This window comes from Nitrospirota bacterium (genome assembly GCA_004296885.1).
In the GTDB taxonomy this organism is placed as follows: Bacteria; Nitrospirota; Nitrospiria; order Nitrospirales; family Nitrospiraceae; genus SYGV01.
This window is the reverse complement of the sequence record SCVN01000011.1, coordinates 42,128-54,923: the sequence shown is the minus strand read 5'-3', so window position 1 is coordinate 54,923 and position 12,796 is coordinate 42,128. Positions and strand designations below refer to the sequence as shown.

11 protein-coding genes are annotated in these 12,796 nt (G+C 63.8%); all 11 read left to right on the top strand.

Features of this window, described 5'->3' with window-relative positions; all coding sequences use genetic code 11:
• Window positions 1–522, top strand: a 522-nt coding sequence (locus tag EPO61_06840) for an EamA family transporter (protein TAJ09270.1), incomplete at its 5' end; no start/stop codon positions are given.
• Between the two features lie 98 nt (window positions 523–620).
• Window positions 621–1,142, top strand: coding sequence for a TIGR03546 family protein (locus EPO61_06835; protein ID TAJ09269.1), 522 nt, complete (start codon window positions 621–623; stop codon window positions 1,140–1,142).
• Complete coding sequence (locus EPO61_06830; GenBank protein TAJ09268.1) at window positions 1,049–2,965, top strand: TIGR03545 family protein; 1,917 nt, start codon at window positions 1,049–1,051, stop codon at window positions 2,963–2,965. Before EPO61_06835 ends, EPO61_06830 begins: the two co-directional genes overlap by 94 nt.
• A 68-nt stretch (window positions 2,966–3,033) precedes the next feature.
• Window positions 3,034–3,834 (top strand): mechanosensitive ion channel, encoded by an 801-nt coding sequence (locus tag EPO61_06825; protein ID TAJ09267.1) that lies wholly within the window; start codon window positions 3,034–3,036, stop codon window positions 3,832–3,834.
• Window positions 3,835–3,859: 25 nt separating this feature from the next.
• Window positions 3,860–4,663, top strand: a complete 804-nt coding sequence (locus tag EPO61_06820) for a response regulator (GenBank protein TAJ09266.1) — start codon at window positions 3,860–3,862, stop codon at window positions 4,661–4,663.
• 5 nt (window positions 4,664–4,668) lie between these two features.
• On the top strand, window positions 4,669–5,775 hold the full coding sequence (locus EPO61_06815) for a diguanylate cyclase (protein ID TAJ09265.1): 1,107 nt from the start codon (window positions 4,669–4,671) through the stop codon (window positions 5,773–5,775).
• A 101-nt stretch (window positions 5,776–5,876) separates the two neighbouring features.
• Window positions 5,877–6,899 (top strand): diguanylate cyclase, encoded by a 1,023-nt coding sequence (locus EPO61_06810; protein ID TAJ09275.1) that lies wholly within the window; start codon window positions 5,877–5,879, stop codon window positions 6,897–6,899.
• Between the two features lie 42 nt (window positions 6,900–6,941).
• Window positions 6,942–10,514, top strand: a complete 3,573-nt coding sequence (locus tag EPO61_06805) for a PAS domain S-box protein (GenBank protein TAJ09264.1) — start codon at window positions 6,942–6,944, stop codon at window positions 10,512–10,514.
• Window positions 10,511–10,843 carry an Hpt domain-containing protein gene (locus EPO61_06800; protein TAJ09263.1) on the top strand — a complete coding sequence of 111 codons (333 nt, stop codon included), beginning with the start codon at window positions 10,511–10,513 and terminating at the stop codon, window positions 10,841–10,843. Before EPO61_06805 ends, EPO61_06800 begins: the two co-directional genes overlap by 4 nt.
• A complete protein-coding gene (locus tag EPO61_06795; GenBank protein ID TAJ09262.1) occupies window positions 10,830–12,266 on the top strand; it encodes a sigma-54-dependent Fis family transcriptional regulator in 1,437 nt (478 codons plus the stop codon). The genes EPO61_06800 and EPO61_06795 overlap by 14 nt, the downstream gene beginning before the upstream one ends.
• A gap of 66 nt (window positions 12,267–12,332) precedes the next feature.
• Entirely contained in the window at window positions 12,333–12,764 is a 432-nt protein-coding gene (mscL, locus tag EPO61_06790) for a large conductance mechanosensitive channel protein MscL (protein ID TAJ09261.1), read from the top strand.
• Window positions 12,765–12,796: the final 32 nt, after the last annotated feature.

Genomic DNA, 12,796 nt, shown 5'->3' with positions numbered 1-12,796 from the left:
GGCGCTCTGCTGTCCTTTGCCGGGGTGGGATTGGTGTCGGTTGCCGGGTTCCGCAGCGTCGGAGAGCAACCCTTGGTCGGCGGGGTCCTGGTGTTTCTCGGCGTGGCGAGTTGGGCGCTCTACAGCATCGGCAGCCGAACCGTCATGGAGCGTCTGTCGGCCTTGACCGTCAATTGGACGACCCTGCTGGTGGCGACGCTGCTGCAGGTGCCGTTATTGTGGGTGGACCGCAAGATGATGGAGGCCGGTCCGGCTTCCGTCTCGTCGGCCGACTGGCTGGCCTTAGGGTATTTGGTGGTGTTTGCCACGGCCGTGGCCCAACAGGCCTGGCTCTTCGGCGTGAAGGGGATTGGACCGTCGAGAGCTTCCGTGCTCGGCAACCTGACCCCCGTGGCCGCCGTCGGCTTGTCCGCGCTCATCCTCAACGAAGCGGTCGGGCCGGTCGAACTCATCGGCATCGGATTGATCTTGGCCGGCGTCTGGCTCGTCAACCGACAGACGGCCAAGTTGGCCGCGGGCTGACGAGTTCGCCTTGATCGGCCAATGTCGGCCGCAGTTGCTTTTGCAGCGCCCTATGCTACTATCACACGTGGGACGCTACGGAGAAAGGTCGGCCCTCGATGATGAGAATGTTGGCTCGTCTTCTGGCGGTGCTGAATTCCGAGACGCATCCAGGGCAGATCTCCTTGGGGTTCTGTTTCGCCATGGTGGCGGGCTTCACTCCGTTGATGAGCCTCCACAATCTGCTGGTATTGCTCCTCGTGTTGGTGATCCGAGTCAACCTCTCCGCGTTTCTTCTCGGGTTGCCCGTCTGTTCGGGCCTGGCGTTCGGGCTGGACCCGCTCTTTCACCGGATCGGGCTCGCCGCGCTCACCAACGAATCCCTCGCCGGCCTTTGGACCAGCCTGTATAACTCGACGCTCTGGCGGCTCGAACATTTCAATAACTCCATCGTGATGGGCAGCCTGCTCTTCTCGCTTGTGTCGTTCGTGCCGCTCTATGTTCTCTCGAACCTCGCCATCCGTCGGTACCGGGCCCACGTCCTTGCCTGGGTGGAAAAGACCCGCGTCATGCAGCTTCTGAAAGCCAGCCGCTTCTACAGCCTGTACCAGTCCTTTTCCGGCATGGGAGGTGGCCTGTGACGGAGAAGACGGCCCCTCCGCCGGCCCACGAACCCAAAGACCCGAAGAAGCCCAAGCACGAAGGCTGGATTCGCTGGTGGGGGCTTGGCGCCTTTGTCGGCCTGACGGCCTTGCTCGCCCTCGTCTGGCTCTTCTTGGTCGATCCCTTCGTCAAACGCATGATCGAACAGACGGGGACGAAGCTCGTAGGGGCCAAGGTGGAACTCGGGGCCGCCCATGTGACCCTGTCGCCGCTGGGATTGACCCTGATCCGCTTGCAGGTGACCAACCCCGATGAGCCGATGACCAATGCCGTAGAAGTGGCGCGTATCGCCATGTCGCTGGACGGGCTGAATCTGTTCCGACGGAAGGTGATTGTTGAAGAGATGGCGGTGGAGGGTCTGCGATTCGGCACGCAGCGGCAGTCCTCCGGCGCGGTGGTGCCTTCCCATGAACCAAGCACGGTCGCGAAACTTGCCGCGAACATTCCCCTGCCGTCGTTTGAGGTCCCTGACATCAATACCGTCATGGCCGGCGCCGACCTCCAGTCCGTCAAGCTCGCGGAGTCGTTGCAGGCCGACATCAAGAAGGAGCAGGACAATTGGAAAAAACGGCTGGCGGAGCTGCCGGACCAACAGAAGCTGAACGACTATAAGGCCCGCATTGAAAAACTGAAGTCTTCCACCAAGGGAGGTCTGGGGGGGATTCTGGGTGCGACCAGCGAGGTGGCGGCGATCCAGAAGGACCTGGAACGAGACCTCGAGCGGATCAAGAGCGCCAAGACCGATTTTGACCGGCAACTGGCCGATCTCAAGCAGCGGGTGGACCAAGCCATCAAGGCGCCGCAAGAAGACGTGCAGCGCCTCCAGGAAAAATACCGGTTGTCTCCCCAGGGCCTGGCCAACATGAGCGGGATATTGTTGGGGGGGAAGGGCGGGGAGTGGGTGCGGCAGGGGCTGGTGTGGTACGGGAAAGTGCAGCCGATGCTCGCGCAGGCGCAAGTCCAATCGAAAGGGCCGGAAGTTGTGAAGCCGATTCGCGGCAAAGGAGTGGAGGTCCGGTTTGCGGAGCGAGAGCCGCTGCCCGATTTCCTGATCCGTTCGGCTAAGGTGTCCGCGCAGTTGGAGGTGGGGGACCTCGACGGCACGATCGAGAACATCACCCCGGACCAGCATATCCTCGGCAAGCCGCTGACCTTTGCCTTTGCCGGCGACAAGCTCAAGGGAGTCCAGTCCATCCGCCTTGACGGATCGATGAATCGCGTGGCGCCGGCTTCACCGAGGGATCACGCGCAGGTACGGGTCCAGGGCTATCAGGTGCAGTCGGTGACCCTCTCCGACAGCGCCGACTGGCCTGTGACTCTGGGGAAGGCGGTGGCCGATGCGGATCTGCAGGTGACGGTGAGCGGCCAGGCCTTGGCGGGCCAGGCGACCGTCGGGCTCCAGTCGGTGAAGCTGACAGCGGGCAAGCCGGACGCGGCCAATCCCGTGATCAAAGCGATCGAGGGAGCCTTGTCGAGTGTGACCGGGTTCACGGTGAAGGCCGAGGTTTCCGGCACGGTCGAGCAGTATGACGTGCATCTCACCTCCGACCTGGATCGCATCCTGAAAGACGCGGTGGGGAAGCAGGTGCAGGCCCTGGCGGACCAGTTCACGAAGGAGTTGCAAGCGGCGGTCATGGCCAAGGCCGGCGGGCCGTTGAACGAGCTCAAGAGCAGCTTCAGCGGGCTGGGAGGTATCGGGAACGAACTGGCATCCCGTTTGACGCAGGGCTCTTTCGGTTCGGTGCTGCCGTCGAATCCCGCGGAGAAACTGTTGCCCGGAGGTCTGAAGCTTCCGTTCTAATCTCTGGCGCCGCGGTCGTTTGGCGTTCGGCGCCGCCCGCCCCGAGGGGACACAACGTACAGAGGGTTATGGCGATCACGGATCACATCCTCGATCTCCTCGTCACGTACGGGTTCCAGGTGCTGGGGGCCTTGGCGATTCTGGGCCTTGGGCTTGTGCTGGCCCGATGGGTCGGCAATGCCCTCCAGCGAGTGCTCCAACAACAGGACATGGAGCCGCCGGTCCGGATGTTGCTCGTCCGGCTGGCCAGGGGACTCGTCCTCTTGTTCGTCCTCCTGACCGCTCTGGAGAAGCTCGGCGTCCAGATCGGCCCGTTCCTGGCCGGCATTGGCGTGGTGGGGCTGGGGGTCGGCATCGCCATGCAAGGAGTGCTCAGCGACATGATCGCCGGGCTGACGATCATTTTTACCAAGCCCTACCGGGTGGGCGAATATATCGAACTGATCGGCGTAGAGGGGCAGGTCGCCGCGATCAGCATCTTTTCGACGACGCTGGCGCATGCGGACCGGTCCCGCGTCGTGATTCCCAACCGCAAGGTCATCGGGGAGGTGCTGCATAATTTCGGCGACGTGCGGCAGCTGAAGCTGACGGTGGGGGTGGCCTATGGAGCGGATGTGAACAAGGCGCTGACGGTCGTGCGAGGGCTCGTACTCGCCAATCCCCGCGTGTTGAAGGAGCCGGTACCGCTGGTGGGGATTGCGGTGCTGGCCGATTCCGCCATCACCGTCTCGATCCAGCCCTGGGTCAAAGTGGCGGACTATCTGCCGGCCCAGGCGGAACTGTACCGCACGATCGTCGAAGAATTTCGCGCCCAACGGATCGACATTCCGTTCCCGCAACAGGAAGTGCGGCTGCTCGGCCCCTCCTAAGTATACGAGAGCAGGACACAGGCGGATGCGCATTCTGATTATTGACGATTCGGTCGACCAGCGGCAGCTCTTGGAGACATTTCTCAAGGCGGGCGGATATGCGGATGTGGTCACGGCCGAATCGCTGCCCGATGCGTTCACGTATGCGTCGGTCAATGACCCGGATAGCCCGGGCCCGAAGATCGACCTGATCCTCATGGATATCGAGATGCCGGAGCTCAACGGGATCGACGCCTGCCAGCAGATCAAGGAAATACCCCATCTGAAGGACATCCCGATCCTGATGGTGACGGTGGCGACGGCGACCTCGACCTTGGTCAGGGCCTTCGCCGCCGGCGCGGTCGACTATATCACCAAGCCGGTGAACAAGTTCGAGCTGCTGGCACGGGTCCGCTCGGCCCTGGCGTTGAAACAGGAAATGGACCGACGGAAAGCGCGGGAGCGGGAACTCACGCAACGGACGGAGGAACTGGAGGCGTCGCTGCAGGAGGTGAAGACGCTGCGCGGGTGCTTTCCGATGTGCGTGTCCTGCAAGAAGATTCGGGATGACCGGGGATATTGGAATCAGATCGAAGTCTATGTGGAAGCCCACTCGGAAGCCGAGTTCAGTCTTGGCCGCTGTCCCGAGTGTGTGATAGCGATGGCCGGCAAGGCCGGCGCGGGAGGGCCCCGCCCCAAGCGAGAAGCCGGCTGGCCGGTTCGGCTGCAAGGCCGGCTCCATAAGGGGAGCAAGCAACTGTTGCTGCTCCTGGGCGTGGCCATCGCGGGAGTACTGCTTCTGTTCCTGTTTCGCGAGTTTTGGAGCATTATTGCCGACCATCGGCCTTAGCCGGGATGGGCCGGCCGAGGCGCAGGATCAGAGGCGGTGCTCCCGGGACGATCGGGGGATCGCCAGAAAGAGGGACAAGGCAGCGCATGAACGACTCGTCGAAGACCCCCGGCACCCGGATCCTCATCGTCGATGATTCGGACATGGACCGCCTCATCTTGCGCACGTTTCTCGAGAGGGCTGGGTATCGCGAGGTGCAAGCCGTGGGGTCTGCCCGCGAGGCCTTGCATCACTTGGGCATGCCTCAGCCGGACACGGAACGGGCCCAGCCCGATGTCATTCTGATGGATCAGAGCCTGGGTGATATGGACGGCATTGAGGCGTGCCGGCGGATCAAGGCGGTGACGCTGCTAGCCGGAATCCCCATCGTCATGGTGACGGCCAATACGGATGGGCAGGTGCTCAAGGAGGCGTTCGAGGCCGGTGTGGCCGACTATGTCACCAAGCCCGTCAGGGAGGTGGAGTTTTTGGCGCGGATCCGCCTCATCGAGAGCGTGAAGCGGGAGCAGGATATGCGCAAGGCGCATGAGCGGGAACTGCAGGACCTGGCGCGGCGTCTCGAAGCGAGCAACCTGATGTTGCTCCGCGTGGCCTCACTGGACAGCCTGACGGCCATCCCGAACCGGCGGCGCTTCGAGGATGCGCTGGAACAGGAGTGGCGGCGGGCGATGCGGGATGAAACCCCGACCTCCGTGATCTTGGTTGACCTGGATGACTTCGCGGCTTACAACGACACCTATGGTGCGACGGCCGGCGATCATTGTTTAAAACGGGTGGCCGGGCTGCTCAACCGGCAAGTCCGGCGTTCGGGCGATCTCGTCGCCCGCTGGGAAGGAGACGCGTTTGCGGTCCTCCTCCCGGCGACCCATGCCGAAGGGGCGCAGTATGTGGCAGAAACCTTCCGTGCGGAGGTGGAGGCCATGGAGTCGCCCGTGTCCCAGCCTGGAGGTCCGGCTCGGGTCACCGCCAGTTTTGGCGTGGCCACGGCCGTGCCGAAACGCGGGACCGAGCCGGAGCCGCTTATCCGGGCGGCGCAGCAGGCGTTGACGCAGGCGCAAGGCGAGGGGGCGAATCGGGTCAAGGCCGGCATGTCGGCGCTTAACAGTCACTGATCATCGGTTTGGAAACGGCTGGACCCTGACGCCCGATGTTCCTGAAGAGCAGCCGGACGTTGCCTCACGCAGGGCTGCGCCTGTACGTAGTTGGAGGAATGATGCCCAATGCGAGAGGGCCTAGCGCAAGCGAGCCGAGCCGCATTTTGATTGTCGACGATGCGGAGGAGAGCCGGCTCCTGCTCCGGTCGATTCTCACGGGCGCACGGTATCGCGATGTGCAGGCGGTCGAGTCCGCCCGTGCCGCGTTCAAGGTGCTGGGGATGCCCCGGCCGGCTCTCGACCAGCCATTGCCCGATCTGATTCTGATGGATCACATCATGTCGGACATCGACGGGGTGGAGGCGTGCCGGAAGATCAAGGCGGTCGAGGCGCTGCGGGATATCCCGATCATCATGGTGACGGTGGCAACTGAGGAGCGGACGCTGACGAAGGCTTTTTCCGCCGGAGTCGTGGACTACATCATGAAACCCATCCGGAAGGTCGAGTTCCTGGCCCGGGTGTCCGCCGGCCTGAACCTGAAGCGTGAGCTCGACGCCCGCAAGGCCCGTGAGCGGGAACTGGTGGAGGTCACCCGGCGACTGGAGGTCGCCAATAAGATGCTGTTGAGCCGGTCGGAGCTGGACGGTCTCACCGTCATTCCGAATCGCCGGCGTTTCGACGACGTATTGGAGCATGAATGGAAACGGGCCATACGATCAGGCCGGAGCCTGTCCCTGGTGCTGATCGACGTGGATGACTTCAAGGCCTACAACGACACGTACGGTCATCAAGCCGGCGACCTCTGTTTGAAGCGCATCGCCGGGGTCCTCGGCCGGGGCATCAAGCGTCCCGGCGATCTGGTCGCCCGGTATGGAGGGGAGGAGTTCGCCGTCGTGCTCCCGGGGACGGATGCCGATGGGGCGATCGCGGTGGCGGAAACGTTCCGTGAACAGATCGAAGCCTGCGCCATGCCGCATGACCAGTCCCGAGTCAAACGGGTCGTGACGATCAGCGCCGGCGTGGCGGCGACCGTGCCGGCTCGGGGAGACAAGCCCGCGGGATTGATCGAGGCGGCCGACCGGGCCCTCTATCAGGCCAAGCACGGGGGGCGTAATCGGGTGAAAGCCGCTACGCGGGGCTGATCCCGCCTGCCGGCGCCGGGCCGCCGTCGAAAAGGACGTCACATGCAGCAGGTGCCTCTCCCGCAGGATGAAGCGGCCCGGCTCGAAGACCTGGCCCGCTATGAAATCCTCGATACGCCGCCCGAAGAGGACTTCGACGAGCTGACCAGGCTCGCGGCGACGATCTGCGGCGTCCCGATCGCCGCGATCGGACTGATCGATGCCGCCCGTCAGTGGTTCAAGTCGAGATTGGGGCTGGACCTGTCCGAAACCGCCCGCGAGCTGGCCTTTTGCGACCACACCATTCTTCAACGGGATCTGCTGGTCGTGCCCGATGCCGGCCAGGATGAGCGGTTCAGAGACCATCCCTTCGTGACCGCCGATCCCCGGATTCGGTTTTACGCCGGCGTTCCGCTCATGACGCCCCATGGACACGCCATCGGCACCCTCTGCGTGATCGACCGGCAGCCGCGGCAGCTTACCCCGGAGCAGTCGGAAGCGTTGCGGCTGCTGAGTGGCCAGGTTGTCAGGAAATTGGAGATGCGACGTCTGGTGGCGGCGCTGCAAACCTCCAGGGCCTTCGCCGGAAATCTGATCGCCAGTTCCATGGACATGATCGTGGCGGCGGACAAGCACCGGCGCATCATCGAATTCAATCCGGCCGCCGAAGCGGCGTTCGGGTATCGCCGGGAGGAGGTCCTGGGGCAATCGGTCAATATCCTGTATGCCGACGTCGGAGAAGGGGCGACGGTCAACGCGGCGGTGGTCGGACAAGAGCGGCACATGCAGGAAATTCTCAACAAGCGCAGGAGCGGAGAGCTGTTCCCCTGTCTCTTGTCGGCCTCGGTCGTGCGCAACCCCGAGGGCGCGGTGGTGGGTGTAATGGGCGTCTCGCGCGACATCACCGAGCAGAAGCGCGTGGAGGATCGGCTGCGCGATTCGGAACAACGCTACCGGAGTTTCGTGGAAACGGCCACCGACGTCATTTTTACGATTTCCCCGCAAGGCGTCATTACGTCCGTGAACTCGGCCTTCGACCGATACACCGGGTTTCCTCGCGAGGAATGGATCGGGAAGCCGTATCTGGCGCTCCTGCACCCCGAGGACGCAGCCCTGTCGACCCAGCGATTTCAGCAGATTCTGGCCGGCCAGACGGTGGCGCCCGTCGAGATGCGCGTCTGCACGAAATCGGGCGAGTATGTGACCGGCGAATTCACGATCACCCCGCAGATGCAGGACGGTCGTGTGGTGGAGGTGCTGGGGATCGCGCGCGACGTGACCGAACGGAAGCAGGTGGAGGCCGCCTTGCGCGACAGTGAACGGCGGTTCCGGGACCTGTTTGAAAATACCACGGACCTCATCCAGCTGGCGACGCCGGATGGACGGGTCGTCTATGCCAATCCGCCCTGGCGCCGCGCGTTGGGATATGACGACGCCGACCTGGCCCGCAACTCGGTCATGGATGTGATTCACCCGGACAACCGGGACCAATTCCGGGCCGTGCTGGATGGCCTGTTCCGGGGGGTGAACGTCGAGCGGTTCGAGACCGCGTTCATCACGAAATCCGGCGGGAAGGTATTTGTGGAGGGCAGTGCGACCGGCCGGTACGACGACCAGGGCGGGCTCATGCTGACGCGCGGCGTTTTCCGGGACATCACGGAACGAAAGCGGGCGGAAGAAGCCCTGCGCGGCAGCGAAGTGCGATACCGGCAACTGGTGGACCTCGCGACGGACATCATCTACCGGACCGATCCCACGGGGTGCTTTGTGTTTGTGAACCCGACGGCCTCCCGCATCATGCAGTATTCGGAGCAAGAGCTCCTCGGCCGGCGGTTCGTCGATTTGATCCGGCCGGATGCCCGCGCGGCCGCCGAGCGGTTCTACGGCCGGCAGTTCCTCCGCAAGATCCCCAGCACCTATTTTGAGTTTCCCGCCGTGCGAAAGGACGGGACCGAGGTCTGGATCGGACAGAACGTGCAAATTCTGGAAGAGAGGGGACAGGTGGTCGGCTTCCAGGCGGCGGCTCGTGATATCACCGAGCGCAAGCAGGCGGAGGCCGCATTGCACAAGGCCAAAGAGGCGGCCGAGTCAGCCAACCGGGCCAAGAGTGAGTTCCTGGCCAGTATGAGCCACGAGATTCGCACGCCGATGAACGCGATCATCGGCATCGCCGACCTGCTCCTGGAAACGCCGTTGACGCGAGAACAGTCGGAATATGTCAAAATTTTTCAGCGCGCGGGAGGCAATCTGCTGGAGTTGATCAACGACATCCTGGATTTGTCCAAAGTGGAGGCCGGGCATCTGGAGATGGAGCGGGTCGGCTTTGATCTCCGCGAATTGATCGAGAAAACCGTCGAGATGGTGGCGATCCGTGCGCAAGAAAAGGGATTGACGTTGACGTGGCAGGTCAGTCCCCGCATCCCGTCCGTGCTCGAAGGCGACCCGAGCCGTCTGCGGCAGGTGCTGCTCAACCTGATGGGGAACGCGATCAAATTTACGGACCGAGGCGCCATCAGATTGCTGGTCGAACCGGAATTGGATGCCCAGGAGCCGGGCCGTCTGACGTTCTCGGTTGCGGACACGGGGATCGGCATCGACGCAGACAAGGTGGGCGTGATTTTTGAGCGGTTCACCCAGGCGGATGCCTCGACCACCAGACAATATGGGGGCACAGGGCTGGGGTTGGCCATTGCCAAGCGGTTGGTGGAGCTGATGGGGGGGCGCATCTGGGTCGACAGCGAGGTTGGCCGGGGCAGCACGTTTCATTTTACGGCCGGCTTTGGCGTACACACCCGGCCGAGCCACGTTGCGTCTGCTGCACCGGTGGAATTGAAAGGGCTTCGCATCCTATTGATGGATGATCGGGACACCGATCGGATGATCATGAAGGAAAGTTGCTCCGCCTGGGGGGCATCGGTCACGGAAGCGGCCAGCGGGGAGGCCGGCCTGCGCGAGTTCGAACGGGCCAGGGCCGCGGGTTTGCCGTACCAACTGGTCCTGTTGGAGCGCAGCATCGCGGGCCAGGACGGGTTTCAGGTGGCGGAGCGCCTCAAACAGATCGGTGACGCCAGGGTGCTCATGCTCAGTTCGGACAATCGCAGCGGGGACATCGCCCGCGCTCGGCACGTCGGCCTCGCCGGCTATCTGGTTAAGCCGATCAAACGAACCGATCTGATGCACGCCATCTCCGCCGTATTGGGTCAGATCAAGGCTGCGCCGGAGGCGCCGGCGGGCCGCTCCGAAGACGTGCCGGCGTTGCGCATTCTGCTGGTCGAAGACTCGCCGGACAATCGCCTGCTCATTCTGTCGTATGTGAAGACGTTGCCCTATGTCATCGATGTCGCCGAGCATGGGCAAGTCGCCGTGGACAAGTTTCAGCAAAGCCGCTACGATCTGGTCTTGATGGATGTCCAGATGCCGGTGATGGACGGCCACAGCGCCACGAGGGCGATCAGGCAGTGGGAGCAGGAACAAGGCCGGACGCCCACGCCGATTGTCGCGCTGACGGCGAACGCGCTTCCGGAAGAGATCCGCAAGAGCCTGGAGGCGGGCTGCACGGCCCACCTCATCAAGCCCATCAAGAAAGCGACGCTGCTGACGGCGATCAGCGAACAGACGAGGAGCGTGACGAGATGACGCCGGAGCCGGATGAAACGCCGCGGGACAAAATCATCGTCCAGGGGGACCCGGACCTGCAGGAGCTGATTCCCGGCTTCCTGGAGAATCGGCGCAAAGACGTGGCCATACTCATCGCGGCCAACGACCGGGGCGATTTCCAGGCCATTCAAGCGTTGGGGCACCGGCTGAAAGGGGATGGCGGGGGGTACGGCTTCGATGGCCTCAGCGCCATCGGATATGCGCTGGAGCAGGCGGCGCAGGAGCGGAACCAAGAAACCGTTCGCAGCCGGGTTGCCGAGCTGTCTTCCTACCTGAGTCGCGTGGAAGTGATTTATGGAGCTTCGTGACTCCGGCCGGTCCGGCGAACGTGGCGTGAGGGACGGTATGCACGTATTGCTGGTTGATGACGACGAAGATGTGCGCCGGGTATTCGAGAAACTGCTCGGTGCGCGCGGGCATGACGTCACGGCCTGTGGTGACGCCGAGTCTGCGTGGAACGCCTACCGACGCGACAGGCACCCGCTGGTGTTGCTGGACTGGCAGTTGCCCGGGATGGACGGGCTGGAGCTCTGTCGGCGGATCCGGGCCATGCCCGAGGGGGCGCACAGCGTGATCGTCATGGTTACGGCGCGGGATCAACCGGACGATGTGCACGCCGTCTTGCAGGCCGGGGCCAACGATTACGTGGCGAAGCCGGTGCCTCCGGCGTTGCTGAAAGTCCGCTTGACCATCGCCGAGGAACTGGTCCGGGAGCGGGCGCAACGACGGCTGGCGGAGGCCGGGAGGCCGAACGAGGCGGGGCCGGCGGCCCCGCGGACGGTCCGGTTCGACGGCGAGGCCTCCTTCGAAGATCTGGTCGGGGCGAGCCCGGCGATCAACCAGGTCTATCAGAAGATCCGCGATGTCGCGAAGGCGGACGTGACCGTGCTGATCGAAGGAGAGACCGGGACCGGGAAAGAGCTGGTGGCGCGCGCCGTTCACGCGTGCAGCCGGCGGTCCGGCCACCCCTTCATCGCGGTGAATTGTGCGGGGCTGACCGAGTCGTTGTTGGGCAGCCAGCTCTTCGGTCACAGAAGAGGGGCGTTTACCGGGGCCTCCGAGTCCCACCAGGGGTTTTTCGAGGCGGCGTCGGGAGGGACGATCTTTCTGGACGAGATCGGCGACGTTCCCGGTCCGGTACAGACGGCCTTACTGCGGGTGCTGCAGGAAAAAGAGGTGACCCGGATCGGGGAGACCAGTCCCCGCAAGGTCGACGTGCGCGTCCTGGCGGCGACCCATCACAACTTGAGTCAGGACGTCGTGGCCGGGCGGTTCCGCGCGGACCTCCTGTATCGCCTGCGTGTCGCGCGGATTCAGCTCCCCCCGTTGCGCGAGCGGCGGGAAGACATTCCGCTTCTGGTGGCGTCGTTTCTTGTGCCTTGCCGCGGGGCGACCGGTCAATCGGTGCGGGATGTGAGCAATCAGGCCATGCACCGCCTCACGGAGTATCCCTGGCCCGGCAACGTGCGGGAGTTGAAAAGCGCGATCGAAAGCGCGGCGGTGTCTTGCCGGGGGGCCGTCCTCGAGACGGCCGATCTGCCGACGGAGATCGCCCACGCCGCCGGCCTGTCTTCCCCCTCGGGCGCCTATCCCGGGGACGAACGGGAACGGATCGTCGCCGCGCTGGCCGAAGCCAATGGGAATCGGACGGTGGCGGCCCGCCTCCTGGGCGTCAGCCGGGCCACGTTTTACCGCCGCCTGGCCGACTTCGACATTCCTCCGAACCTGTAACGGAGCGCGCCTGCGCCGATTCGGGTTGTGCGCGACCGGCATTGATCGGGCCAAAGGAGGAACGGTATGCTCAGGGAGTTCAAAGAATTCGCCATGCGCGGCAATGTCCTCGATATGGCGATCGGCGTCATCGTCGGCGGGGCGTTCGGCAAGATCGTGTCGTCCATGGTGAGCGATATCCTGATGCCGCCCATCGGCCTGCTGATGGGTAAGGTGGACTTCTCGAGCCTGTTCATCAACCTCTCGGGTCAGCCGCAGCCATCCCTGGCCGCAGCCAAGGCAGCCGGGACGCCCACGATCAACTACGGGGTGTTTTTGCAAACGGTCCTGGACTTCGTCATCGTGGCCTTCGTGATCTTTCTCCTCGTCCGGCAGGTGAACCGGTTGAAAGCGCAACCGGCGCCGCCCGCGCCGACGACCAAGGACTGCCTCTATTGCCTGAGCGCCATTCCCGTCAAGGCCCTGCGGTGCGCCCATTGCACGGCCGAGCAGAAGTGATTCACACAAGAGTCGCGGGGCTCGCCAACTAC